This window comes from Paenibacillus sp. E222 (assembly GCF_013401555.1).
Classification (GTDB): domain Bacteria; phylum Bacillota; class Bacilli; order Paenibacillales; family Paenibacillaceae; genus Paenibacillus.
Map to the genome: position 1 here is coordinate 637,914 of NZ_CP058552.1, position 26,870 is coordinate 664,783.

The 26,870-nt window shown below is 49.2% G+C and carries 23 protein-coding genes and 1 pseudogene; 5 read left to right on the forward strand and 19 right to left on the reverse strand.

All coding sequences use genetic code 11. The annotated features are described in order from the left end of the window. Positions 1 to 457: 457 nt before the first annotated feature. The 10 genes from HW560_RS02740 to HW560_RS02785 all read right to left on the reverse strand — a co-directional run bounded on the left by HW560_RS02740 (position 458) and on the right by HW560_RS02785 (position 12,550). Complete coding sequence (locus tag HW560_RS02740; protein WP_179261940.1) at positions 458 to 2,128, reverse strand: NAD(P)H-hydrate dehydratase; 1,671 nt, start codon at positions 2,126 to 2,128, stop codon at positions 458 to 460. A 102-nt stretch (positions 2,129 to 2,230) separates the two neighbouring features. Continuing rightward, the gene (locus tag HW560_RS02745; RefSeq protein ID WP_090904174.1) at positions 2,231 to 2,863 is read right to left on the reverse strand and encodes an NAD(P)-dependent oxidoreductase; all 633 of its coding nucleotides are present in this window, start codon (positions 2,861 to 2,863) and stop codon (positions 2,231 to 2,233) included. Between the two features lie 256 nt (positions 2,864 to 3,119). Continuing rightward, complete coding sequence (locus tag HW560_RS02750; RefSeq protein ID WP_090904173.1) at positions 3,120 to 4,889, reverse strand: alpha/beta hydrolase family protein; 1,770 nt, start codon at positions 4,887 to 4,889, stop codon at positions 3,120 to 3,122. Continuing rightward, complete coding sequence (locus HW560_RS02755; RefSeq protein WP_179261942.1) at positions 4,871 to 6,331, reverse strand: hypothetical protein; 1,461 nt, start codon at positions 6,329 to 6,331, stop codon at positions 4,871 to 4,873. Before HW560_RS02755 ends, HW560_RS02750 begins: the two co-directional genes overlap by 19 nt. After that, the gene (locus HW560_RS02760; RefSeq protein WP_179261944.1) at positions 6,328 to 7,128 is read right to left on the reverse strand and encodes a hypothetical protein; all 801 of its coding nucleotides are present in this window, start codon (positions 7,126 to 7,128) and stop codon (positions 6,328 to 6,330) included. The genes HW560_RS02755 and HW560_RS02760 overlap by 4 nt, the downstream gene beginning before the upstream one ends. Then, positions 7,106 to 9,847 (reverse strand): class III lanthionine synthetase LanKC N-terminal domain-containing protein, encoded by a 2,742-nt coding sequence (locus HW560_RS02765; RefSeq protein WP_090904170.1) that lies wholly within the window; start codon positions 9,845 to 9,847, stop codon positions 7,106 to 7,108. Before HW560_RS02765 ends, HW560_RS02760 begins: the two co-directional genes overlap by 23 nt. Before the next feature lie 114 nt (positions 9,848 to 9,961). Continuing rightward, complete coding sequence (locus HW560_RS02770; protein ID WP_157258615.1) at positions 9,962 to 10,099, reverse strand: hypothetical protein; 138 nt, start codon at positions 10,097 to 10,099, stop codon at positions 9,962 to 9,964. Between the two features lie 185 nt (positions 10,100 to 10,284). Continuing rightward, positions 10,285 to 11,565, reverse strand: a complete 1,281-nt coding sequence (locus tag HW560_RS02775; protein WP_090904169.1) for an MFS transporter — start codon at positions 11,563 to 11,565, stop codon at positions 10,285 to 10,287. Next, on the reverse strand, positions 11,546 to 11,923 hold the full coding sequence (locus tag HW560_RS02780) for a ribbon-helix-helix domain-containing protein (protein ID WP_090904168.1): 378 nt from the start codon (positions 11,921 to 11,923) through the stop codon (positions 11,546 to 11,548). Before HW560_RS02780 ends, HW560_RS02775 begins: the two co-directional genes overlap by 20 nt. A 213-nt stretch (positions 11,924 to 12,136) precedes the next feature. Beyond that, a complete protein-coding gene (locus HW560_RS02785; RefSeq protein ID WP_109999214.1) occupies positions 12,137 to 12,550 on the reverse strand; it encodes a GNAT family N-acetyltransferase in 414 nt (137 codons plus the stop codon). Between the two features lie 216 nt (positions 12,551 to 12,766). On the opposite strand from HW560_RS02785, the gene HW560_RS02790 reads away from it, so the two are divergent. After that, positions 12,767 to 13,687 (forward strand): hypothetical protein, encoded by a 921-nt coding sequence (locus HW560_RS02790; RefSeq protein WP_109999215.1) that lies wholly within the window; start codon positions 12,767 to 12,769, stop codon positions 13,685 to 13,687. 148 nt (positions 13,688 to 13,835) lie between these two features. Here HW560_RS02790 and HW560_RS02795 read toward each other — a convergent pair whose 3' ends face one another. From HW560_RS02795 to HW560_RS02820, 6 genes are all read right to left on the reverse strand, one after another. Then, on the reverse strand, positions 13,836 to 14,075 hold the full coding sequence (locus HW560_RS02795; protein ID WP_062322628.1) for a YezD family protein: 240 nt from the start codon (positions 14,073 to 14,075) through the stop codon (positions 13,836 to 13,838). A 226-nt stretch (positions 14,076 to 14,301) separates the two neighbouring features. Beyond that, entirely contained in the window at positions 14,302 to 15,177 is an 876-nt protein-coding gene (cysW, locus tag HW560_RS02800) for a sulfate ABC transporter permease subunit CysW (protein ID WP_179261946.1), read from the reverse strand. Between the two features lie 225 nt (positions 15,178 to 15,402). Beyond that, the gene (cysT, locus tag HW560_RS02805) at positions 15,403 to 16,239 is read right to left on the reverse strand and encodes a sulfate ABC transporter permease subunit CysT (RefSeq protein WP_063566191.1); all 837 of its coding nucleotides are present in this window, start codon (positions 16,237 to 16,239) and stop codon (positions 15,403 to 15,405) included. A gap of 82 nt (positions 16,240 to 16,321) precedes the next feature. Further along, on the reverse strand, positions 16,322 to 17,401 hold the full coding sequence (locus tag HW560_RS02810) for a sulfate ABC transporter substrate-binding protein (RefSeq protein ID WP_090904164.1): 1,080 nt from the start codon (positions 17,399 to 17,401) through the stop codon (positions 16,322 to 16,324). Positions 17,402 to 17,882: 481 nt separating this feature from the next. Beyond that, positions 17,883 to 19,757: a rhamnogalacturonan lyase gene (locus HW560_RS02815; protein ID WP_179261948.1), complete on the reverse strand. Its 1,875-nt coding sequence runs from the start codon at positions 19,755 to 19,757 to the stop codon at positions 17,883 to 17,885. Positions 19,758 to 20,006: 249 nt separating this feature from the next. After that, the gene (locus HW560_RS02820) at positions 20,007 to 21,062 is read right to left on the reverse strand and encodes a lactonase family protein (RefSeq protein ID WP_179261950.1); all 1,056 of its coding nucleotides are present in this window, start codon (positions 21,060 to 21,062) and stop codon (positions 20,007 to 20,009) included. A gap of 325 nt (positions 21,063 to 21,387) precedes the next feature. On the opposite strand from HW560_RS02820, the gene HW560_RS02825 reads away from it, so the two are divergent. Next, complete coding sequence (locus HW560_RS02825; protein ID WP_090904161.1) at positions 21,388 to 22,071, forward strand: S-layer homology domain-containing protein; 684 nt, start codon at positions 21,388 to 21,390, stop codon at positions 22,069 to 22,071. Positions 22,072 to 22,185: 114 nt separating this feature from the next. Here HW560_RS02825 and HW560_RS02830 read toward each other — a convergent pair whose 3' ends face one another. Both HW560_RS02830 and HW560_RS02835 read right to left on the reverse strand, forming a co-directional pair. Next, positions 22,186 to 22,812, reverse strand: coding sequence for a nitroreductase family protein (locus HW560_RS02830; RefSeq protein WP_063566195.1), 627 nt, complete (start codon positions 22,810 to 22,812; stop codon positions 22,186 to 22,188). Between the two features lie 248 nt (positions 22,813 to 23,060). Then, the gene (locus HW560_RS02835; RefSeq protein ID WP_090904160.1) at positions 23,061 to 23,525 is read right to left on the reverse strand and encodes an Rrf2 family transcriptional regulator; all 465 of its coding nucleotides are present in this window, start codon (positions 23,523 to 23,525) and stop codon (positions 23,061 to 23,063) included. 436 nt (positions 23,526 to 23,961) lie between these two features. Between HW560_RS02835 and HW560_RS02840 the strand changes: the two genes are divergently transcribed. From HW560_RS02840 to HW560_RS02845, 3 genes and pseudogenes are all read left to right on the forward strand, one after another. Continuing rightward, on the forward strand, positions 23,962 to 24,687 hold the full coding sequence (locus HW560_RS02840; RefSeq protein WP_179265726.1) for an MBL fold metallo-hydrolase: 726 nt from the start codon (positions 23,962 to 23,964) through the stop codon (positions 24,685 to 24,687). Then, a pseudogene (locus HW560_RS34185) lies at positions 24,684 to 24,812 on the forward strand (TetR family transcriptional regulator); the annotation flags it as partial. The gene HW560_RS02840 and the pseudogene HW560_RS34185, both read left to right, overlap by 4 nt. Before the next feature lie 51 nt (positions 24,813 to 24,863). Next, on the forward strand, positions 24,864 to 25,256 hold the full coding sequence (locus HW560_RS02845; protein ID WP_306459238.1) for a TetR-like C-terminal domain-containing protein: 393 nt from the start codon (positions 24,864 to 24,866) through the stop codon (positions 25,254 to 25,256). Between the two features lie 88 nt (positions 25,257 to 25,344). Here the strand turns inward: HW560_RS02845 and HW560_RS02850 are convergent, their stop codons facing one another. Next, the gene (locus HW560_RS02850) at positions 25,345 to 26,475 is read right to left on the reverse strand and encodes a hypothetical protein (protein WP_090904158.1); all 1,131 of its coding nucleotides are present in this window, start codon (positions 26,473 to 26,475) and stop codon (positions 25,345 to 25,347) included. Between the last annotated feature and the right edge of the window lie 395 nt (positions 26,476 to 26,870).

Sequence of the window (26,870 nt, forward strand, 5' to 3'; positions counted from 1 at the left end):
ACTTCCCTTCTCGTCTCGAATCGCTAATCAATTCTAATGAATCGACCACACCTTAATTGGGGGATTTGGATCGAATGTACAGGTTAACGAACTTCAGCCACGTTATTCTCGTTATACTGGTACAGACTTGGGCCAGAGCCTGCCGATCAGTGAAAATAACGTCGCTGTGATTCGTTAAAACGCAGATCATTGGAAAATGCAGCTCATAGCGTGTGCTCGGTTCGTTAAACGGTATTCACACTAAAAAGGGATGTCCACGTCATGTTGATGACTTGCGGGACATCCCTTTCTTAATGTTATGAATGGTTTATATCATTATGCTGTGTGCAGAGACAAGCAGCATATGAAGGACATGCACTCTCTAACTGCACCTGTCACACGAGCTCAAAGCGCGGTGTAAATGCAGCTTATGCAGTAACGAATGCACCAAGAGTGCGGCACCAATCATGCTCAAGATTTATAGTGCATCCACGATATCCCCGGCGAGCAGGGATGCCGGATCACCACGCAGCAGCGCGGCTCTCTCCCCTGCCCGGCCGTGTAGAAACACGCCAAAGGAGGCAGCCTGCTCCGCGCTGAGCCCTTGGGCGAGCAGACCGGCGATAATGCCGGTCAATACGTCTCCGGCACCTCCGGTTGCCATGCCGGCGTGCCCGGTGGTGTTGATATACGCCTCGCCGGATGGCGTTGCGATGACCGTTCGTGCTCCCTTGAGCACCAGGGTCACGCCCTGCTCGCGGGCGTACCGTACAGCGTGTCCGATTCGGTCACGCTGCACTTCGGGGGTCGACATGCCCAGCAGTCGGCCCATCTCCCCCGGGTGCGGCGTCAGGATAGTCGCCGCACTTCGTTTGCCCCAGTCGCGGGGCCCTGTTGGGCCAGCGTCTGCCAGCATGTTGAGGGCGTCCGCGTCGATGACGAGCGGGCGATCCGAATGTTGCCACAGACGGCGCAGCCAGTCTGTGTCGTCCTTGAAGCGGCCGAGGCCCGGGCCGGTCGCGAGCACGTCGCGGCTTTCCGCGAGACGCAGCACGGCGTCCGCGGAAGCCGCGTTCCATTCGCCGCTGTCGCCATCTGCGGCGGCAGCGAGCATGAGCTCGGGCACGGTGCCGATGACATGCGGCAGCAGTGCCGCGGGCAGCGCCCATGTGGCGAGCCCGCAGCCAGCGCGCAGCGCAGCCTTGGCCGAGAGCAGGCCTGCGCCGCTCATCGGCAGACTTCCTGCGGCCAGCAGCACATGGCCGTAAGTGCCCTTGTGGCCGTCCGGTGCCCGGAGGCGGCCCGTGTCCACGCGCAGCGCACTGCGCAGCACCTCTTCCGTCAGCAGACGGACCGAGGGGCCATGCTGCGGCGCAAGCCGCGCGGGAATGCCGATGGAGCGCACCACGATGCGCCCCGCGGCAGAGGCACCCGGGTACTGCACGAGTCCGCACTTAAGCAGCGCGAGACATACAGTTACCCTGGCCTGAATGCAGGGCTCATATACCTCCCCGGTGTCGGCATTCAGCCCGCTTGGCACATCGGCGGACACGACCAGCTTGCCGCTGTCGTTCGCCGCTGCGATCAGCGCCGCATATGCTCCGCGCGGCGCCCCACGCGAGCCGGTGCCCAACAGCGCATCTACGATGCCTGTGCACCGGCTGAAGTCCACGGCTTCGCGCCCGTGGACCAGAGCAGGGATGCCGAGCTGCGCGGCGGCATCCCGCTGCACTGCGGCTTCGCCCCGCAATGCATCAGGCGCATCGGCGTAGACTAAAGTCACGCCGAGCCCAGCTTCAACCAAATGGCGCGCCGCAACCAGCCCGTCGCCGCCATTATTACCCTTGCCGATCAGCATGTACCACTGCTGATCGCCGGGCTGCTCCATCACGAGCGCCGGATCGGCGATGATGTCGCCACCATGAGCAGGCCGATCACCGGGCCCGGTGTGCGCCCACTTCCCGTTTACATCGTTCCAGCAGGCATTCTGCTCCGAACGATGGTCAACATCGCCTTCCCGGCACAGCCGGATAACCTCCTCGGCGATGGCTCTGCCTGCGTTCTCCATCAGACTGGCAGCAGGAATGCCAAGCGTCTGAATCGTATGCTCATCCACAGCTCTCATCTGTTCAGCGGTTACGATAAACAACGTTCATCCCTCCCCGGTGACAACCCTTTTCGAAATATTTCTGCCTAGCAAGCCTTAACTATTGAGTTTCCGTTTCATCGATCTGGTTTAAACAAATAACGATTAATAGCCCACCGTAAACCGGGATTGAATAAATTGCGGATCATCCAGTTCATCCACCAAAGCGGCTGCAAAATCACCAACGGAAATCGAACTCTCACCCAGATCATCGGTAATCACACGATTCATGCCAACCCGGAACAGGCCTGTCCGTCTTCCTGTTGTGATCGTAGCGGCAGGACTCATGTAAGTCCAGTGGATATCCGATGCCTCGATCAGGTTATACGCATCAACATGAGCTTTCGCCAATGGTTTAACCTCCTCAGGGAATCCTGGTGTGTCCATCAGCATTTCTCCAGAATCCGTAAGTAAGCTTCCTGCTCCGCCAACGACAACCAAACGTCCTGCTTTTGCACGGCGAACACCCTCAATTAATGAACGTGTAACTTCCAGCATCTCTTCCTCCGCACCAAACTTCGGTCCATAGGCACTCACAACAGCTTCCTGTCCGGCTGTAAAATCGGCAACCTGGTCCGGGTTAAGCAAATCCCCCTCTACCACACGCAAACGTTCATGCTCCATCTCAACCTTCGAAGGATCACGAACAATCGCCGTTACCTCATGTCCGCGGTCCATCAACTCCCACAGTATCGTCTTTCCAATCGCTCCGGTTGCTCCAAAAATGGCAACTTTCATATCAAATCCCTCTTTTCAGTAGATATCATCTTGTCAACTTACCGTTATTTTAATACTTAATCCCATTGTTATATACCTTAAACGGCTCACGCCATCTTAAACCGTCTTCACTCTCTTGTAAACCATGAGTCTAGCTCATCTCCCCATTCCCGGGTACATTCGTTATTAAAACAAAGAATCACAACTCCCTTTTCCGTTCGAAAAGACACCCCAACCCATGCCAAAAAAGCCGCAAAGCGGCTTTGGCAGCTTACCTCTATTTTGCCTGTCCCACCTTGGTAAAGGTTAAAAAATCGACTGCTTTCTGGGCCCAGAACCGTTCCGAATAAATTTCATGCTCTAAGTCTTTAATGATATGAAGTTCCAGTCTGCCTGAGGGTTCGTCCAGAGCCAGCTTGTATTTCAATATTTCCTGATAGATTTGTTCCGTCTGCTCCACCGGACAAAGTTGATCTGCTTGCCCATGAATAAACAAGATATCACTTCCGCTTAGCGCAGAAGCGTAGGCTACTGGGCTTCGGGTCCTCAGCGCGGATTCATCCTCAAGAAGTTCACCGATCTCTTTTTGCAAAAAAGATCTGAGCTTTGCCCCTCCTCCTGTATACAGCTTGCCCAAATCCGTAAAGGGGGCACACGCTACCACAGCACTCCACAGTACTGGGTCTCTGCCCGCAGCCAGCAATGCAAGATAGGCGCCATAACTGACGCCATACAGAGCTACGTCTGAATAGGAGGATAAGACCTGTTCCCGAATAAACCGGACCACATCTGCGTCCACACCGCCCCAATCGTTCTCATTACGACTCCTGTATCCACCAGTAAAGCCGGAGCTACCCGGATAGTTGAGCCCGATCACCCGTACACCAGCCTCGGATAACCTCTTCATTACTGGACTATAACTGTCGAACAGACAGTTATGTGGGCCTCCGTGCAGGTAAATGACGGCCTGTACAGCACCTTTTGGATGGATATCCAGATAGGGAATGATCTCGGACCGATAGGAGGCTTCCCCGTATTCCACCTTCAGTTCTCCACCGTTGCGACCGTTAGTTATAACTTCCTGCTGCCCTTGAACCCAAGGAATGGCGTTGGTTTGATCTTGAAAACGAAATAGACCTGGTCTCGGAGCTGTCGCGATAGTCTCGTATTTGCCCACCAGCCCCTGCTTGTCCCTGCTGAGAACAGCCTGTGTCAGCGTCCCTGGATAATCTCGCAGCTGAAATACTTCCTTTTTCTCCTGTAATGCATATTGCACATAATGCCATCTGCCACAAGTTATACCTTCACACAGAATTTTCTGTGTATCTAGATCAATCTGTACCCTTGCCAGTTCAGAGAACGCTTCACACTGTGGGAACAATTCGTGCACAACATCCTCACCCTGTTTCAGCCATCCCGGTTTGAATCCCTGCTCTGAAGGGATGGATACCGCAATGATATCCCCCTGTTTGTCCATGACTGGATACGGATATGCCGTATACATCCATTCTGCACTTTGAACGACTTTGTCCCTGTATGAATACACTCTCCCCTGTCCATCAACATTCAGACCGATTTCCTGTTCAATTCCCGACCAGAAAGCCAATTGCGGATGATTCAGATTAGCTGTAATCCATCTAGCCTCATCTCGTTTCGTATCGTAAAGCCCTAATCGAACAGAACCCCCTTTATTTCGGATGGCAAAAAGCAACTGCAACTTTTCGTCTTGCCAAGCCGCCTGTAGAACAGCAAAAGGTAATTGCAGCGCACAGGTATGGACAAGCTTCACTTGAGCTTGCATTTCATACAGATGCAGCCGTTTCCCGGCATCTCCTTGAGTGATTATCAGAACCTGATTAGGTGCAATAAACTGAATATGCTCCGTCCGATCCATTGAATCTGACGTATGTTCATACAGCCAATGCCTGTCTTTTGTCTGACCTGTCTCATCAAGTGTGCACCATTCTGTATGACCATTATCATAGGACAACAGCATTCCAGTCCGCTCCCGATTAATGCTCATTCGAGTCAGGAAGGTACGACGCAACTGGATTCCCTCCTCTCATTCCAGAGCTTCAGTTGCTCCCACTCCTCCAACTGGCTACGTAATCTGTTGATGTATTGATCCAGGACAGAAGTTTCAGGTGAGACATCTGTTTCAAGCTCTCTTATGGCCTGCTGGATCTTCTCAATTTGTGGCAGATTGGCAGCAGGAAGGGACATCATTAATAGGTGATAAACCTCGGTAGCCAGGTCGGTTGACCCTCGGCGTACTTGTTCTCCAGCAATCTCCACCGCACGACGGAGCCGCTTGGCATTGACGGAGGCAGTCTTTAATCGAAGCAACCGAATCAGCAGTTGGTACTCCTTCTCTTCTTCACCACACTGCCGATGTATTTCCATTCTTAAATCGAGTATGGGACTGAGCCAATCGACATACTGCTCAGTGCACAGTTTCTCCGCTGCCAGCAGAGTTGTATGAGCCTCAGCCCATTGGCCTGATCTAAGCTGCAACCCTGCAATATTTAACGCAGTCTGAATCTGAAAAGTACGCTGCTCAGGACCATCAGGAAGCAACTGAATACGCCGACTGGCCTGCCGTTCCAGCTCAATTGCACGATCAGCATTGCCTTCCTGCAGTTCAATCAATGCTTCACCATTATCCAGCGCACAGCATTTCCCAACCCGGAAAGACTCGGTTAATTCCTTATGTGAGAGCAGCTTTCGAGCTTCTGAATAACAGTATCGTGCTCCCGAATAATCCCTGCCTTTTTTGGTTAGCAGCTGTGCCAATTCGAACCATAAAACCGCTTGCTGAGCCGCTGACAAACGTTGAAATAATGTATTCTGTTTAAAAAAATGCAAACAAGCCTTATACCGGACCGGATCATCCGACTTGGACAACAAAATCCAGGCCATCCTGTTGTAGAGCGCCAATGTTTTCTCTTGTCCGCCTTTTTTTCTCGCCATGGCAAGATGTTTATCCAATGAACTTCGGGTATGGTCCGGTGTTTCTCTGACAAGCGAAATTGGAAGCCAGTGCATCTCACCGCGTGTCGGCATTTTGGAAGGATATCGGTGGAAAAATACCAGTACACTGACCCCTCTTAGTTTCTGACGATACAGAAGATGGTGGATAGCCCCGAGATCAGATGCATGTAAATGGGACGCTACCTCCACCAATACCCATTTCCTATGACCCGGAGCCCAGCCCGCTGTTTTGAATCTTAATAAGGCGTTTTTGCAGGCCACAAGATCGCCGGAAGGCTGAATTGCATTTAGCTGATAGATGATGGGAAGAGAATAATACGGATGATCCACCGATATTACAATAGCCTGATCCTGCCAGTGAGTGTGCAGCTTTTGGACCTCATGCTTCACTGCGTCCGGCTCCCCTTGAGCGACAAACAGCCCAGGCTCATGACTCGAACGAAGCCAATTGCTTCGCAGATCACGATATTGCGTACTCTCAAGTAATACAGGGATCATGAGCAATCACGCTCTTTCGTAATCCGGCATACCTGTGCAGGCTCGGGAATCTGCTGCAAATTCAGTGAAGCCATTAATCGATAACTGCCGATATTGTTCGCATCGAGCGAAGCTTTTACCGTTTCATATTGTTCTGTTATACATCGTTGAAGACCGTAAGCAGCAAGCCAGCGCGCCCAGCCCTTACGTTTCACATTAGGTACTGTGCATATATGAGCAATCAATACAGATCCGAACTCATCACTGAGTAAGCAAGCTCCCATCTGTTGCCCCTCTAATTCAACCAATCCGGACCCCTTCAGCAAAGTTCCATATGCTCCTCTATAGATATCTTTGACTGCCTGACGTGCAGCTTCCAAGCCGGGACAGGAGGGATCGCTTTCCAAAAGAATCTGCGCTACCCCCTCCGCCTGTCCCAGTGTAGAAATCCATGTTGCAGCATCATCAGGAATATCAGAAGCCGGGATATCCTTCAACTTACCGATAAATCGATGCCTATGCGCAAGAACATCCACCCGTAATCCAAGTTTTTCCCATGGAAATGAGACAGGAAACGTTGCATATAGAGCATCCCATTCGAGTGACTCAAGTATGGGTTGAATCCGATCCTTCCAATACGTCATGGAACCTGCATCACTCCATAAATCGAGTGTATACTGCCTTTGTCCGTGATCAATGATCATTAATGAAGATCCGGTTTCGCAGTAATCTGGGGCTGCTGCATAATAACGATGCCCGTACTCGCCCTGTTCATGCCGAAATTGAGGAAGAACATCAGATATAGCTGTTAATATCATAATTCATCGCCTCCTTGACAGGGTTAAAACCTGAATATACCAACGGTTCTGCACACACTGAAGGGTAATAAAGACGAAGCAGAAAGGAGTATACGCCCATATATCCTGTCATATAATCCGGTGAGAATGATTCCATATCTTCCAGTGGCCACATCCACATGTCGTGCTCGTCACTTCTCATCGCCAACAGCGTCTGTGCATATTGTTCCAGTCTGGCCGCATACCGGCCAGGATGACAACGCTCCGCCAAAAGCAGCAGATCACCGTTGCCAGCTAACCCATGACATTGCCCGAAGGAAGCAAAGATCGTGGTCTGTTCCACCGCATCTGCAGCTTCTCTGCCAAGCCTCGCAGACACCGGATCACCCAACACATCAGCAGCTGCCAGAAGAAAACGCCCGATGCCAGCCGAACCATTACACCAGTGTACCCAGAGCGTATCCGGTTTTTCAGATGTTGCAGGCCACATCTTCTGGCCATTCTGACCGGTATGACTGGTACGATCCAATGTATAGACAATTCGTTTCACTGCTGATAAATAGACTTCCTTATTGGTTTGATCTGCAATTGCGAGTAGAAAATAACCAATCCCCGCGATGCCGTGAGAAAATCCCAGGGAATAATGCCCACCATTTTTCTTACTTGGCTGCTCTTTCACTTTCCACATACTCAGTCCATCCTCGTTCCGTTCTTCCTGATTCAATATATAAGCAGCCAATAACTCAGCTCGTTCAAGTAGTTCCGCGCGGCCCCCAATGCGATAAATCTCCAATAACATTAATCCCAGACCTGCAGCTCCATGACTGATATTGGTTTGGGTCGGTCCATTCTGAGTTAGCTGTAATGCCAGATTCTCCGCCAGATCAAGCAATGAAGAATCATTTAACGCCTCTGCAGTCTCAGCCAATCTCCACGGAACTGCCCCATACCCAAAGTATAATCCGGTCGGTGTCTCGTCCGGAATGTATGGGTGATGAACCAAAATCCATTCCATAACTTCTCGGGCATACTGATGATACTGAATAAGTTGTGTAATATGACCAAGCTGGTTAAAGCCGTAGACCATGCCTGTCCATCCAAAGTTAAAATTTGCCGGATGAAACATCCGGCTCATGCTGTTTTCCGGATAAAGTTCTTGCCTATTATCAAAATCAAGCGATGTATAAAGCCAATCGGCCATCCTTTGTGCCTGACGCAATACCTCGGCTCCAGTTAGTTCGTTGTTCAATGGCAGAGATGATCCTTGCCATTCATTCATCGGCTCTTTTGAAATTGCATCCAAATCGTTGCGAATATCTGCCAACTGCTCATAAACACCAGTCATGATCCGTACAGAAAGATTACCCAGGGAACGCAGTTCTTCCATATTAACCAGACCTTTCAACAAAGCCTGACCACATTTGAGGTAGTCCGTCTGATATTTGAAATAGGGGTCCACAGATGATGCCATATAATAGAAAACAGCCCCGAGTGAATAGATATCATCCTGGAAGCTTGATCTCTGACTGTGTTCCCGTCCACGAGACACATATCCAGGCGTATGCCCAGTCAATGGCTTGGTCTCCCTCTCGTCATTTCGTAAGTAAGCCAATTCGAGGTCAATTAGACGTACATTACCATCCGGCATTACGACAATATTGTTAGGTGTTAAATCATTAATAATGACTCCCTTACGATGACAGGTCTCAACCATATCCAGAATATCCTGGCAGATCCGAGCCATCTCCGTCCATGTATAATCTGCAGCAACATGTCTGCGATGAATATACTCGCGCAAGCTGATGCTATCAAAATACTCCAGAATCAGATACCGATTTTTCTCATAATTAAACAAATCAAGTGGCTGGGGTGTATAGCCCGTTTCCTTCAATAATTCAAGTACATGATATTCATTTTCTACATAGTCGTGGGCAGAGCGTCCTGCTCTATCGACACGCATGCGATGGACCGCTTCTTTCATAACGGCTTGTGCATGCTGCGTACAGGAAATAAGAAATACGCCTCCCTTGCCAGACTTCTTGAGCACACGCTTCACACGAATATTTCGTATTCCAAACTCATTGTTATTAGGACTGGATACGTTGGAAGAAGAAATATCCTTCTTGGTGGCCTGGATGTGAAGTAGTTCCTCCGGCTCGTTGACCCATTCCGGCTTATACCTGCCAGGTACACGGCGATCCTCCTCCAGATTTCCCTCAATATTCTGGATCGCATGCACTTTTGCTGCCGAATATCGGTCATAATAGAATCGGTCTGTGAACGCACCATAACGATAAAATACGCATGCGCTCCCGCGGTATGACCGATCTGTAGGAATAGCCGGGCCATCGAACCCGATGGTGCATACATGCATATCCTCAAGCAGGTGCAGAAACTGTTTCTCGTTTGCTGCATAGATCGTGACACATTTACCCGTTTGAGGCAGGGGGATCGATCCGTTAGAAGTTTCAATCAATTTCAATCCACTGTTCACAACCTTCCACTGTACACCGTGCTCCGTCAAAACAGGTGTAATGCGGCGTAACAGTTCAGCTCCTTCTCCAGGAACCACAGATAGATGTATTTTCCAGCCTTGTGAAGGAAGTTTCAAATCCTCTGGTCTAAAACAAATCCAATGGCCGTCATTCGACCATTGGATGGATTGGGGAAGTTCCCTGATTATATGTTCCAAAGCGTTCTCAAAGGCGTCCTTCTTAACGGATACATTTGCGAATTTCAATGAGAATCACTCCTGTTGGTTAAAGTTAGAGGGGGAGGTACAATTATTTTAGTAATGCGAAAATCAAAGACTTATCCTTAAATTTACTGGATAGAGCGTTTAATGAAGATGTTCCTAGCTCTCGACAGCGATTGTCTGTGAGCTTGTCCAGCTGCACACGGTACACAGGCTGGTTTCCTCGAACATGTAGTTATCCTCTTCAACCTCTAATGCCATCAAGTCCTGTACAGATAAAATTTCCTTGTTTTCCATGATAAATTACCTCCCATTTGTCTCCCCCTCTTAATAACCAATTTCTACATAAATTTTGATATTCCTTCTTTTTAATTGAATTATTTTACATAAATTATTTAAGATATCCATTTACGCGACATACTCATGTTAACCCAATCGGAATTATCGTATAAAAAATGGAGGTATTCTTACATTGATTATAATTAAACGGATGCCGCTTGCTGTCTGGAATGTTTCCCCTGCTCCTCTCGGAAAGGCCTAACAAACATGCTCCCCAGCCCCATCACAATAACAAATATACCAATCCCCATGTACACCCAGGATGGATTATACGTTTCAATAAACCAGCCTCCGAGCAATAAACCGAGTGGATTACTGACACCACTCATTAAGACTCCCATACTGTTCATGACACGCCCTCTCTTTTCTTCCGGTGTGGATAGAAGGATCGAGGTAACCAGAGGTACATTTACGAGGGCAAGCCCCAGCATTAACAAGAATGAACAGGCGATGGCGATATACAGATTAGGAAACATAGGCATGAGTAACAAACTTGCACCTGAGATGAGGTAACTGATCAGGAACCATCGAGCAAGCGAAAGCCGTTTGGCATATTTCCCGCTGAGCAAAGAGCCTGCAATACTACCAGCGGCAAAGGCCGATTGGAGAAGACCGTACCCTTGTGGTCCGGCATGAAGAACCATGTCAGCAAAAATCGGAGTGAAGATGTGCAGAGGCGCACCAGCAAAGTTGATAATGGCACCAAAAATGATGCAGCTGGCCAGAATTTTACGCGAGAACAAAAAGGTAATCCCTTGCAAACTATCCTTCATGAAGCCAGAAATCCCTTTTTGTTTGACCACTTTGGTCACCGGAATATGAATAAAGACAATGGAGAAAGCAGATAGCAGAAAGGTAAGTGCATAGATGAAAAGGATTGACTGGACTGAGATGAACGCCACCAATATGCCACCTACAGCATATCCAAGCAATTCAATTGTTTTGGAAGATGAATTTAGAAGTGCGTTGGCTGGTGCTAACTGTTTCGACGGGTCGGGCAGAATTGCGGGGATGACGGTCTGGGTTGCCGGATTGAACAAAAATCCAAGAATCGCAATGAGCAAATTGGCAGCATAGATATGCCACGGTACCATCTGACCACTCATGAATAAAAGCGCCAATATACAGGCCACGCACGCTCTAAGTATATCTGTCCAGATCAAGAGCTGCTTTTTGGGCAGCCGATCACTGATTGTAGCCAGTGGTATGCCCAAAAAAGCATAGATAAAGTATGGCAACATAGGAATCAGTGCTGCTGCGAGTGCTGACTCGGTTAGTTGAAGAATATACCACATCGTAGCCATGGAAAATAAAATTTGACCTGCACCGGATATCAGTCTGCCTGCAAGAAGTACACAAAAAGATGGAAGACGCAGAACAGATCCGTAACTGTCGTTATGGATTTCATTTTTCGTCTGTTTCATTCACTCCCTCTCCTTTCCCCTCACTATCACTTTCAGTTTCATTTTGCAGACGTGTCAACAAACCTGAATTGCGAATGGACCGTTGTATCTTGGCCTTTACGCGCTCAAGCTCTGCCGTATACTCCTGAATCTCGTTCAATAGCGATTGATGAGTCCGAATCCCTTCCCTAATTAACATAGCCGTTGCATCAGATCGATTCTTGGCCAGTTCAAGAAATACAAGCTGATCAATAATATCAATCTCTTCCTGACTTAATCTTACCGAGACGACCCCCTTGGTTCCCGAAAGGTTTCTGCTGGCCTGCTCCATGGATCGTTCCACCATTTGATTAAATTGAGTCCGCTGGTTCTTATCCAAATTCGTATCCTCCATTCTGCATTTATTGTTATTATCGTAATTTGTAAATCGTAAATTGTATTTGATTTACATTATACCTGTAAATAATTGGATGTAAAGCAAAAAACCTTTGGATGACAACCAAAGGTTTGAATAACCGATTGTACGAATTGAGTTTGGCTAGACTAATTCCATATACACAAGGCGAGGCTTAATTCTCCTTGTTTCTATCAACTATTCCCCTTGCCTCCACCACATGCCTTCCGATTTCGGACTGGTATAGGTGAAGCCATATTGAGCGTACAGACGATCGGCAGGGACGTCAGCCAGCAGGCTAACCAGTCCACGAGCAGGCACATGTTCACGCAAATAATTCATGATCTCGCTCATGATCAATTTGCCATATCCTCTTCCCTGCTGATCCGGGCGCACGGCGATATCCACCACCTGAAAGAAGCAACCACCGTCCCCGATGACCCGGCCCATGCCTACGATTTCATTTTCTGCACGCAGACATACGGCAAACAGGCTATTCGGCAGCCCAATCTCCGCTCCCTCCTTGCTCATCGCACTAAGACCTGCGCTTTTCCGTAACGCTAGGTATTCTGCTGCTGAGGGCGGTGTGTGTTCAATGTTGATCTGGTCCATAGATCTTGCTCCTTTCCTATTAAACCGATGATTATGTGCAGAATTAAAAATTCATGGAAATTACATCTTCTTTGCATGGGTGCTCTGGTCCTTCTTATGACAGTAAATTCCTACTGTTCCTGCTTGAATTCACGCAATTCCTGTGTAATAGTGAGAGAAAGCTTATGTGAACCGTGTTTCATGCTACGCTACAGTTTTTGCAAAGGAGGAACCACTGTGCTTCAACGCTGGATGCTTGCTCTATTCTCATATCCAGGCTTCGTGGCGGTACTACTCGGAGTGATCGCTGTGCTGCTTGGACTCTACGTATGGTCTGCAACTGAGGTCAGACGGAGTCGTGACAGGCGAATGCAAGCGATACGAGATACTTTATACATAAGTACAACCCTATTGGGACAACTCACAGCCAAAGAACATCGGAATGGTTCTCTTACAGAACATGAGCACCATGAATTATTAACCGCCATGCTATCCTGCAGAGCCGCAGTGCATCTGTCTCCACAGCTTCAGGATCAGATCCGCAGCTGTATCATCGATGTTGATCCCGCTCGACTGGCATTGATGCACAGAGCTCTGGAACGAGAGAGTGCGGCATTGTCCGATGAATTGAATCGATACGCACATCCTGATCATTGGGGAAGGGCGATCTGGAATGTCATTCGTCCGGCTGCTGAGCCTGCCGCTGTCGTGGCTGTACTGTACCTGATCGCTGATTTTGTGTTTCGTCAACAAGGGCTGTTGTATCCCTTCTGGCATTCCTGGTCCAACGCTTTGCCATGGATACGCTTCGTTTCCTTAATCATCACGGTATTCTATGGTTATCTGCTCTGGTCCAGCCCAAGACAAGGTTCATCGGGCACAGTAACCAAAGCACTCTTTACCCTAATTGCCATGTGCTCCCTGCTTCATCTGATCGGACTTGCTGCTGCGCCCTACGCATTAGGATTGCAACTCATCCTGTTCATCTCCGGCTTCAGCCTGACAGGAGCGCCCTCTCGCAGTGATCGCCCCTACGCGGGACACACCGATTCGGATAAGGAATTGAATCACAGTACAGAAGCACATGAGGATGAGAACCTGGATGTGGAGCTAAACCTTTATAAACCACGCACATCTGGAGCCATTTCCGAAAAATAAACCTTTATTTTAACTTGGTTTGCCCGGCATCATCAGACTCAGTTCATTCAAAACCAGAAAAGAGAAGCCGGCAAAATCATCGGCTTCTCTTTTTTTGATTTCTACTATTTTTGCATTATGCCTAATTCGATCCTGAATTACATAAACCCTATCCCTTCGCGCTTGCATTCGATGAGCGCAATGAACGGGGTGAGCTGCTTCGTGCAGTGCTGCCGGATTTGGAGGCGCTGCCGGAGGGCGTATTTTCAAAACGCTTGCGTTCGGTCCGCTCCATCTGCACAATCTGGCCTTCGTGTACAACGATGTGTAACGAGCCAAACTCCATGTCATTCAGTTGTCCGGCAATTCGATCCATCCATACCTCATCCACTTTTAACGGCTTAGCCATAGAGCCGCCTCCTCTTCTCGGGCTACTGCCCGCTATATTCCTCAAGTGCGCTGTCATCCAACCCGACTTATAATTCATTCTTATCCAACCCATATACTTGGTTTATACATTAGCAGGGCTTCCAGTAGCTGTCAATCCGAATTTTCATGAACTTTAAACAAAAACCATTTACATTCGGAACCCTCTTCAAAACCAAGATGATTGGCAGGGATACAGGAGTGTTAAATCACTTTTCGGGAATCGTTTTATGACCCAACCAGCTCTTGAGCAGCAACGTTGCCAGAGCCAAAATCAGCAACAAGGAGGCGACGGCAAACGAAGCGGAGAATTGATATTCGTTATACAGGATCTCGACATGCAGCGGCAAGGTGTTGGTCTCCCCGCGAATATGTCCCGATACAACAGACACGGCCCCAAACTCGCCCATCGCCCGCGCATTACACAAAATAATGCCATACAACAGTCCCCACTTGATGTTGGGCAGGGTCACATTCCAGAAAATCCGCCACCCGGATGCCCCAAGTGTAACCGCCGCTTCTTCTTCCCTCGTGCCCTGATCTTCCATTAGCGGAATCAGTTCTCTGGCGACGAAGGGAAACGTAATGAACAACGTTGCGATGACAATGCCGGGCAGGGCAAAAATAATTTTGATATCATGCTCGGCCAGCCACGGTCCAAACCATCCATTCGAACCAAAGACGAGGACAAAGATCAATCCGCCTACCACAGGCGAGATCGAAAAAGGAAGATCGATCAGGGTGATCATGAGTCCTTTGCCCCTGAACTGGAACTTGGTAATGACCCACGCAGCCGCCACACCGAATATCGTATTGAGCGGTACGGTGATCCCGGCAACCAGCAGCGTAAGTTTCAATGCCGACATCGCGTCCGGCTCGGTAAGCGCGGCGATGTAGACACCCCAGCCTTGCTTTAACGCTTCCATCAGCACGATCACCAGTGGCAAGATGAGCAGCCAGAGCAGCACCAGACTTGCCAATCCGATCAACAACCATTTGACCCATGGTGCTTCCGTCGTTGCACGGTTTGGCCCCGGCCCGGTTCGCACACTGGATGCAGGCGTCAATGGAACGGAACCCGTCATATTATGTACCTCCTTTTGGTTTATATAAGTTGAACAAATGATTTACACTAAACCACTGCGCGGTCAGAACATCTTCCGATTGCTGTTATCCCCAGATTTTTTATGAACCACTCCTAAAAAGGGGAAATCCGGGGATAAAGGCAAACGCTCCGCTTCTCCAGATTTTTCTGTCCTCTCCGTTATCGTGTAAATGTTAAGTTCAACTTATATAGGTGGGCTTATGCATTAGGCTCTGCCTGCCTTACGGCTCCAGCGTTGAAGTGAATTAATGATCAAGAGCAGGACAAAAGAGACCAACAGCAGCAGCAAGGCTACCGCCGTGGCTCCCGCATAATCGAACTGCTCTAGCTTCGCCATGATCAGCAAGGGCGCAATCTCCGTTTTCATCGGCATATTGCCTGAGATAAATACCACTGAGCCATATTCGCCAATGCCTCGGGCAAAGGCTAACGCAAAACCTGTCAGCAGCGGCGGGATCAGATCCGGAAGCAGGATCTTCCGGAATATCCGCCATCTTCCCGCTCCCAGCGTAGCGGCAGCTTCCTCCACCTCAGTCTCCAGTTCCTGCAAAACCGGCTGCACCGTACGCACCACAAACGGAATCCCGATAAACATCAGCGCGAGCGTAATGCCCGCCTGTGAATAGGCCAGCTTGATGCCCAAAGGCTCCACAAACTGCCCAATCCAGCCATTTCCGGCATACAGCGCCGTTAAGGCAACCCCGGCCACTGCCGTCGGCAAAGCAAAAGGCAGATCAATAACGGCATCAAACAGCCGTTTTCCAGGGAACTCATACCGGACAAGTACCCAAGCCAAGAGTAACCCGAGAACCAGATCGATCAGCGCCGCTGCACCTGCAGTCAGAAAACTCACCTGGAAAGAAGCAAGTACCCGGGGATTCGTCGCCACCTCAATCAGTGTGGACCAGGTCAGCCCCGTGGAGTTAAACAAGAGCGCTGCGAGTGGAATAAGTACAACCAGGCTCAGGTAAAGCACACTGTAACCCATCGTTAATCCGAATCCCGGCAGTGTGCGACTCCGGGCCACCATCACCTTGCTCATGCACGTTCATCCTCTCTGCCTTCAGTCGGTCGGACTGGTTGGCCGCTTACATGGTCAAGCAACATCATCGACGTCAGAAGCATTAGCTGCCCGGAACATAAATCTGGTCAAAGATACCGCCATCATTAAAATGCTTGGCCTGGGTATCGCGCCATGTACCGAATACATCGTTCAATGTGAACAGCTCAAGCTGCGGGAACTGATCCTTGAACTTTTCCTTCACGCTGTCCAGGGTTGGACGGTAATAGTTCTCAGCAGCAATGGTTTGCCCCTCTTCGCTATACAAATATTTCAGATAGGCGTCAGCCACTTCGCGGCTACCTTTTTTGTCTGCATTTTTATCTACAATTGCTACAGGTGGTTCAGCCAAAATACTGACCGAAGGCACAACAATGTCGAATTTGTCCGGTCCCAGCTCTTTAACTGACAAGAAAGCCTCATTCTCCCATGCAAGCAGTACATCACCAATACCGCGCTCTACAAACGTAGTCGTCGCCCCACGTGCTCCAGAGTCAAGGACAGGCGCATGTTTGAACAGTTCTGCAACAAATGCTTTGGCCTTCTCTTCATCATTGTTGTTATGTTTGAGCGCATATCCCCATGCCGCCAGATAGTTCCAGCGTGCTCCACCGGACGTTTTCGGATTCGGGGTAATGACCTGGGTATCTCCCTTGATGAGATCATCCCAGTCCTTAATGCCTTTCGGATTGCCTTTGCGTACCAAAAACACGATCGTTGAAGTATACGGGGAGCTGTTGTGCTCGTATTTGTCCTGCCACCCCGCATTGATCAGACCTTTGTCTTCAATAGCATCGATATCGTATCCCAATGCCAGCGTAACCACATCCGCATCCAGCCCATCTATGACAGAACGACTCTGTTTACCTGAACCGCCATGAGATTGCTTAACCGTTACTTCCTGACCTTTCTCTTTTAGCCAATACGCCGCAAACGCCTTGTTATATTGCTCATAGAGTTCACGTGTCGGATCATAGGATACATTCAGCAGCTCGATCGCTTTTGCCCCTTCTTTGCCGCCTTCCGTTCCTCCCGATGTTGCTGTCGCATTCGTGCCACCACTTTCCGATCCGCATGCCGCCAGTACCCCTGTTAACACCAATGCCAGACCAACCAAAATACCCTTATGAATTCTCTTTTTCATAGCTAACACTCCCCCCGAATGGATCTGCAAGATTACCTCAGGCAGGCTGAACAGCATGGAACGCACCGAAAAAAAAACAAAAAACGGAGGAACCCCCGCGCACTTCTCCCTCATAAAGTCATGCCGGCCCAAAGGCCGTGTATGCTTCATCCAGAAATGATGCGCTGCGGTGTTCCTCCGTCTATACGGTGAGAACGTTATTCTGTTCACGTTACGATCTCTCATGTGACTGTAAATGACTGCTCCCGAAAATAGGGCTTAGTCATTTTTATTATTCCTACCTGTTTAGTGAGTTATATACGTATCATAAGGGCAGTACATATGACTGTCAAACGTTTTTTTCCGATTTCTACCGAATATCTGTGGAAATGGCAGAAAAAAAAGAACAACGGACCAAAGACCGTTGTTCCCTTGTCAGCGGTAAGCTTTATACGCTGTAACATCAGCCCTGGGATTGGCATGAGTTCATGCCCTTTCCCTCTTATTTGCCAGCGTACCGGATATTCGGTACGGGAGGTGTACTCATGCCATCTCCTAAATAAAAGCCAGTATGTGGCGGTTGGTTATAGGCTACATTTTGCCAAGCTACACCAAGACGGTATACCGGATCATGCATCAGGGTGTAGATCCGTTTGTCCGTAACGGCTGTTGTCGTGTAGATGCGCAGTGCAGAGCTGTCATTGGTCCGCCATACCACTTCTTCTCTCCAGTCGCCAAACAGGTCAGCCTGCAGATTCGGTGTGGATTTCGTTCCATTATTGGAAGAAACACCGGATGCGGTCAACAGATTAACCGTTTTGCTATTGGCGTAGTCCCATTTATCAATCCGGTTGCTGTCCAGCAGTTCACGGAGCAGGTCACCGTCCCACCAGATGCCAAAATTCGTGGAGGAAGGCAGGGTTGTCCCAATTTTCTGTCCTTTGGCTGTATACAAACCACCATCCGCCCACACTTCGGCACCCTTATAACGTGGATCGATATCGGCTGCCATGCCGCGCCCAATATCTTTGGTCGTAGGTACGCCCCAGATCAACTGACCTGTACGCGCATCGCGGAATTCCACTCCGGCATTGGACGGTGTCTCATGCACCTGGAATACTTCAAGTCCTGCACGATCCGGGTCCAGATCACTGAGATGCATCGCATCCCCATGATGAAGTCCTGTCGTGTAGAGTCCTTTGCCGTTATCATCCACCGCCATCGCGCCATATACGATCTCATCTTTGCCATCACCGTCCACGTCTGCCACACTCAAATTATGATTACCTTGTCCACCATAACCGGAATTACCTGATGTATTGGAATCAAAAGTCCATTGTTTCGTCAATTGCCCATCCCGCCAGTTGTACGCCACCAGCACGGTTCGGGTATAGTATCCACGCGCCATGACCAGACTTGGCCGCTCCCCATCCAAATACGCAATGGCTGCAAGGAATCGATCGACCCGATTGCCGTAGTTGTCTCCCCAATCGGACACATTGCCGCGCGCCGGTTCGTAGTTCACCGTGGAAAGTGCTTTGCCGGTCTGTCCATTAAAGATCGTAAGGAACTCCGGTCCGGACAGAACGTATCCGCTAGAATTACGATAATCCTTGCTGGCATCCCCGATGACTACGCCCGTACCATCCTTGGTACCATCAGCCGTTTTCATCGCCACTTCTGCCTTGCCGTCTCCGTTCAGGTCGTACACCATGAACTGGGTGTAATGGGCACCCGCACGGATATTTTTACCCAGACTGATTCGCCACAGGCGCGTTCCATTCAATTTGTAGGCATCGATAAATACTTCACCCGTATAGCCGCTTTGGGAATTATCCTTGGAGTTGGACGGGTCCCACTTTACAATCAGTTCATACTCGCCGTCCCCGTCCACATCGCCTGCACTCGCATCATTGGCACTGTACGTGTAGGCTACACCATCCGGTGTTGTGCCTCCTGCGGGTACACTGAGAGGTACAGACAAATAATTATTGCCCCATACGCTCACTGCCGCCGAAGCAGCCTGCTCGGTCCCACTGACTACGGCTCGCACCGTATATTTGGAACTGCTTGTCCCGCTTGTATCCTGGAGGTTGGTGCTGTTCGTTATAGGCGATGCATTTACCTTAGTTCCGTCCCGATAAACATTAAACGATACATTCGACCCTTCCGTACCCAGAAGCCGCCAACTGACAAACACACCTGTGCCTGTCTTCACTGCAACTACACCGCGGTCCAGAAACTCCATCTGACGGGCACCCGCAGCATGAGTGACTGGCGTGTTTCCAAGACCGAGCGAAGTAACCAGTAACGCAGAACTCAGCAGGGATACCCCTGCGTTCCGCAATGTTCGCTTCCATAACGATCGTTTTTCCATAAAGCCATTGCCTCCCCAATCGAATTGGTAAGCCCGATGCCCTTGGTAGCGCCATCTTATATGTAAGCGCTTTAATACAATCATTTTAAAATAAACATATAATTCCATCTATAGGTCTAGCTTAGTAATTTCATATATGAAAAAAAGGAAAAAAGCCGAAAGATGAATCTTTCGACTGGAATGCTTCTTTTCTCGCACGCTCGATCTTTCGGAATCTGAACGTAACAAAGAATGTTGTGTCATCTCACTTTATACTACCGGAGTAATACACACTGGGCGGGGTATCTCCAACTTGAATCCGTTGTGTGTCAGACGTCCATCTTCACCATTGATCTGAAAAGCAACAAGGTTGTTGCTGTCCTGATTGGCCACCAGCAAAATGCCACCTGGCAGCAAGTTGAAGTTACGCGGGGTCTGACCGATAGTGGAAGTCCACTCTATCGCCTCCAGCTCACCGGATTCCTGGTCAATGTGATACAGCACAATACTGTCGTCCCCACGATTGGAAGCATACAGGAAGCGACCACACGGGGACACACGGATATCCGCTGCCGTACCTTCTCCAGAATGTCCTTCAGGCAGTGTGGTGATATGCTGCAACGTAGTGAACTCACCTCGACGCTGATCATACATGAATGCCGTAACGGTGTTACTCAATTCATTAATCACATAGGCCCATTGCGAGTTTGGGTGGAAGACGAGATGTCTCGGTCCAGAGCCTGGAGGCTGATTCGTCTCACGATGCGTTACTAAGCGGCCTTCTTCTTGACGATACACAATAATCTGATCCAGACCCAGATCACAGACAACGGCGTACTGACCCGAAGGGTCCGGTTGAATGGAGTGAGCGTGCGGCCCTTCCTGACGGTCATCGTTCTGCCCTCTTCCCGTATGCTCAATCAAAGCACTCATCTCTTCAAGCGTGCCTTGATCTCCTACCGGAAATACGTTCACACTGCCGCTGCTGTAGTTCGAAGTCAGCACCCACTTGCCGTCCTCACTGACAGACACATAACAAGGCGAAGCGCCCTTCGTCAACTTGCGATCCATCAGGTGCAGCTCACCCGTTGCGGCATCCCTGCGATAGACCAGCACCTCTCCCTCATCTGTCTCACTTACCGCGTAGAGACAATCCCCATCCGCAGATAAAGCCAGATAGGATGGATTATCCACCCCATCCATATGACTTACAATCCGCAACTCGCCTGTATCCTTGTTCAACGCACAGAGAAAAATCCCCGGTTGATCTGCTGATGCATAAGTACCTGTATAGAAAAAAGCTTCATTCGTTGCTGTCGGTTCCATCGTCTCATTCTCTCCTTATTGATTCAAATGATTGACCTTACTCCGTAATTACAAGCAATGATAAGAAGTATTAACCCGAATAGTTGATTCCACTGTTATGTACTTACCCAATTCACTGTCTTTTGCTTCAGCGGTTATCCTCCCTCAACATAATACAAAGCAAGAGGGCTTACAATAGTCCAACCACATTGTACCTAATCCAACGGAATTTCATATTGAAAACCAATGGAAAATTGCAGCAACCTTTTGAGGAATAAGGTCGTCTATAGGGACAAATAGCTTATAAACAAAGGGATATTCCCTGGAAAAGTGAGGCGAACCTGACATGAAAAAAAATATATTGGCTGCATTAACAGCCGGAGCTTTACTTACCCTTTCTCTGAGCGCTGGTCCAATTCACGCCGCTCAAGCGGAATTCACTGATATTCAAGGTATTGCAGGGGCAGACAAGATTGAATCCCTGCATCAGGATGGCTTAATCAAAGGCGTGAGTGATAGCTTGTTCAAACCGGAACAGGAACTAAACACGGCTCAGGGTATTCAGCTCATTGCAGATGGTCTGAATCTGAATTTGGACACGATTCGTTTTGTCAAACAACCCCTGCCAAGTGACTACTTCTCCAACGTAAAAGATGGCGTATGGTACAGCGATGCTTTTGTCCGTGCCCAGTTCAATGGTATTAAGATGTCCAACGATATCGATCCTTCCAAGGCGCTGACCCGTGAACAGTACACCCTTTTCTTGATGCAGGGCATTGAAGCCAAAGGTGGCCTGCCGATGATTAACATCAAACCTGTAAATATCACGGATGAAAAAGAGCTTACGCCAGAATTTCAAGGCGCTGTTCAACGCTCCCTTGTCTTGAAGATTAACACGCTCGATGCCGAGGGCAACTTCAATCCGAAGGATACGATTACCCGCGCTGAAGCTGCGGTTATGATGTATAACGCAATTGAGTATTTGGAAGATTTCAATGCACCGAAAATCCCGGAAACACCAGAGAAATAATGCCCCATCTTTATTTTAAATACCAAATAGCCGCATGTTCCCTCTAGAAGGGACATGCGGCTATTTATGTTATATCTATTGATATCTATAGCGATAACTGATCCAAAATCAGTCTTAGAAAGAACCTTTAACAACAACTTCAGACAGCGGGAAACGACCTGCCGGACGAGCTGGAACTGCAGCTTTACCTACAGTGATCAACAACGTTGGCAAATAACGCGCAGGGATGTTGAATGTTTCGATCAATTGTTGCGGGTTGTAACCACCCATTGGGCAAGTATCATATCCCAGGGAACGTGCAGCAAGCATAATGTTCTGTGAAGCAAAAGATGCATTGCGGATTGCTTCATCACGGGCGATTTGCGGATTTTGGTAAGCACCATTGATCTGTCCAACCAATGCGTCACGAACTTCAGCCGGGATCGCACCTGCTTCAACAGCCTGATCATAAATCACGGCGTTGCGGTTTGCTTCCAGATCTCCGAGTACAGCAATCGTAACGGAGCTGTCTGTGATTTGACTTTGGCCGTAAGCGATTGGCAGCAACTTGGCTTTGTCTGCTTCGGATTCAATCACGAGGAATTTCCAGTGCTGCAGGTTCCATGAAGACGGTGCTTCGGAAGCGGCTGTCAGGATAGCGTTCAGATCTGCTTCAGGCATAACAAAACCACTTTCGTACTTTTTGACAGCGTGACGTTCGTTAATCACGCGAAGTGTTTCATTGTTTTCAATGCTGGACATGCGTTCCACTCCCCAAGTTCTTTTTTATTTTTTTACGTTCGCAAGGCCAAACTCTACCGAGTACTCACCTTCCGAAAATAACATCAGCGCAGACGATCGCTTCCATCTGTGTTCACGTTATGCCCGGAATCGCCTGAAACATCAACGGATCTTACAACCGGAGCAAACGCCCTTATATAGCCTGTCCACCATGCCTGACAGCAGCAGTCCAAGGCCAGATCATGAAGAACGGTTAACGATTCAATCTGTCAGGATCTTTCCTTCATGGACAAGGGTTCCATAGCCAAGGAACATTCTTCCCCATTACCGATACGATGCTTCACATCCTCAATGGATATACGGTCAAAATAAGCGCTTAATGCTTCTTCGCCTCCATCGTAGATACTTCCCATCACATCCTGCATATTGGAAGAAACAACGCACGTTGAACCGGATTCTCCCGAACACCAGCTGGGACCAAGCGATCCACCTGCTACCAGTCTGTACAGTTCCCCAAGCTTGATTTCTTCACTCGGACGGCTGAGCAGATATCCACCATGGGCACCTTCCTTAGTGGTCAGATATCCATGCTTCCGCAGCACACTAAGCACCTTGCGTACTCTGGCTGGATGCGTACCCACACTTTGAGACAAGTCTTCACTATTGGCCATACACTCATCCTTCATGGACAGAAAGACCAGACAGTGCACAGCAATGGTAAATTCACTGTTCATTACTTACTCCCTTCCCGGCATAACGTTCACCGATGAAAATTCAATCCAAGGTAAGTATAACTGTTATTATAGGAATAACAGTTATGTTTGTCAACACTCTCCACCCGGTGGTTGAAAATCCTGTTATCCCCTGTCATATCAGTATATATAGGCCCTTCACAGGCTAAGCAAAACGGCTGAGTTCTATACGTTGTTTAAGGGAAAAGAACAAAAAAAGTGAGCCCCTCGCTTCGCGAAAGGCTCCAATAAGATAGACATATGAAAGGGCTTACGAGATTATTATAATCGGTTATCCTTATTTTGAAAACGCTTTTTTTGTAAAGTGTTTTGAGATTTTAAAATATCCTATTTTTTAAGCATATTCACATAGGGTATTGCAAAAACTAATTACATTAGTTATATTACTAACAACATTAGTTTTAAGGAGGATTTAATGATGCGAATTACACGTGAGCATGCTGTTGTCCAAGTTTCATTCCTCCCACGCCTCTTCCCTGTGAACGTATATCTTGTTGAAGAAGATGATGGGTTTACTCTTATTGATGCCGGAATGCCATTCAGTCTGAAGGGGATTCTGACTACAGCACAATCGCTAGGCAAACCGATTACCAGAATCATTCTGACTCATGCCCATGGCGATCATGTTGGAGCACTGGATGGTCTTAAGGATGCGCTGCCTAAAGCCGAGGTCTGCATCTCCAGAAGAGATGCCCCGCTGCTGGCCGGAGACGCTTCCCTGCTTCCCGACGAGCCGCAGACCCCGGTACGCGGCAGTGTCCCCAAAGCGATCCGCACCCGCCCGGACCGCTTGCTCGATGATGGCGACCGAATCGGATCCCTGGTCGCCATTGCCACCCCAGGCCATACGCCGGGCCATATGGCCTTCATGGATACGCGCAGCCGCGTGCTCATCGCTGGCGACGCGTATCAGCTGCACGGCGGCCTCGCCGTATCCGGCCACCTGCGCCCGCTCTTTCCGTTCCCCGCGCTGGCGACGTGGAACCGTGAACTTGCTCTTGCCAGCGCCAAGCGCCTGGCTGAGCTGGAACCGTCCGTGCTCGCAGTAGGGCACGGACGAATGCTGCATCAGCCCGCCGCGGCCATGCGCGCAGCTACGGCAGACGCAGAGCAGCGGCTGCGCCCTGCCGGGGGGCATCTGTGAGCCCCCGTCAAGGGCTGGATCGCGGCGCTCTGTTAAGCGCCGCCACCCAGCTTGCCGACAGCGACGGATTCCATTCGCTAACACTGGCCGCTCTGGCCCAGCGGCTGGATGTGCGCTCTCCGTCGCTCTACAACCACATCAACGGTCTTCCGGGGCTTCGCCAGGAATTGGCGTTGATGTCCGCACAGCAGCTCAGACGTGCATTAACCGAGGCTTCCGTCGGCCGTTCGGGCGACGAAGCCATTCAGGAGGTCGCTGCTGCATATATCGGCTTCGTCCGCAAGCATCCAGGGCTATACGAAGCTTTCTTCCATGCCCCGGATCGTCAGGAGCCGCAGCTCGTTATGGAGAGTGCAGCTGCCCTGGATCTGCTGCTCCGCCTGCTGCAGCCCTATTCGCTAAGTGAGGCGGAAGCGCTCCATGCCGTTCGCGGTTTACGCAGTCTTTGCCACGGCTTCGCCTCCATCGGTGAAAAAGGAGGCTTCGGCATGAACTTTGACCCGGATGAGAGCCTGCAGCTGACTGTGACTGCTTTCCTGGATGGGTTGCGACACCTTCATAAAGCCTGATGCTCTCGATACCCAATGGAAGAGGGCTGCAGATCATCTGCAGCCCTCTTTATGTATCCTACCGTTCGCTACCGAAAGAACGGTTTTTCTATTGCCAGGGTGCTTGCCCTGTCTGGACTTCCTGCAAAATCTTCTTCATCACGGGTACGTATACTTTCCAGTAAAACCGATCCGGAACGCTCTTTTGATCCGGAGTAAGCTTCGTTTTCACCACATCCCATCCCTTGATACGGCGCCAGAACGAATAATGTTCCAGCTCTCCGAAGGATCCCGCCATATAATACGTCCGATTATGGCCCTCATACCGGGTAAGAGCAGCAAATCCCCCCGGAATACCTGCGTCCATCAGTTTCTGCTGTCCATTCTCCGTTAGATCCGTCTTATACCAGGCCAGAACCGTAGCCTGTTGTTCAGGCACAATGATGTCGAACCATTCGCTGTAATGGATGTCTCGGGTAATTCCACTCCATTCCCCACCTTCCTGTGTGAAGACGAATTTTATGTCACCGGTCTTTACATCCCGGCCTTGCTTCAGTACAATCACCCGTCCATCGTTGTGAACCAGTACAATGCCTGCTCCATGATAAGGCCACTGCCTTTTCTCCCTAAGCTCGTAGTTCATTCTTAACTGCTGAGGCACTTCATCCAGGCTCTGCAGATCCGATACCGATCTCCCTTGCCATCCGCTGCTTTTCATGCCCAGAATCGGATACAATTGCTCTCTTGTCATGTCCGAAACAGCATTCGACAAGGCGCTAAACTCAGCGACAATCGTTACGCCTTTGGTCGCAGCTTCACGAATTTTGTGCGCATCATATATCGTAAGACCTTCATAAGCTTTGTCTTGTATACGTTCATTCGTTTCTGTAGATGAAAGATGATGATTCGCCGTCAGATAGATCAGGTCCGTGTCGGTCACCTCATCCGGCAATTTCCGCTCAATACGGGAGATCCCATTCTGTATATCATACCCGTAGTAATCTTCTTCATAATTATAATGTTCCCCTGTCTGCTGAACAATCTTCTGCTGATTCAAAATCCATACCAGTCCTTTATGTCCCACATAGGACAAGTCCGGTTTACTTTTGTCGACAATCATGATGTTAAGCGGTGTTGGTGCCTGTGATTGCCACATAATCCAGGGGATAACCAGGACCACTGATACCACAGTCAGAGAAGCCAATGTCCATACCGTGAGTGGCCTGTGATTTCTATTCATGAAGCGTATTCCTCCTTGCTCTGTTCCAAGGTATTCCTATGATCAGCATATTACTCCTTTCCGTTCTTACTGTCCTTCCTCCTGTAGCCCATCCACCCATAGATTGAATCGGGAATGTATATAATACGTCCACGCTCTTTCATCTGTTTCATATGTTTGTGCAGTCGCCTGACAAGCTCTATATGACCCACTTGGTTATCTGTCTAGTCACCGTCGATTTTTATGACCCTACATGTTCGTTCATTTCCTGATTTCCCCTTATTCGAATAAACGGCTTCACATTGGGTACAATAATACAAATTTTTCAAATGAACCCTCTATATACAATCCGGGTAAATGATACACTAAGCATTCTATCGGCTTTCTTCGTTTGTGATATAATAGAAACAGAAAAT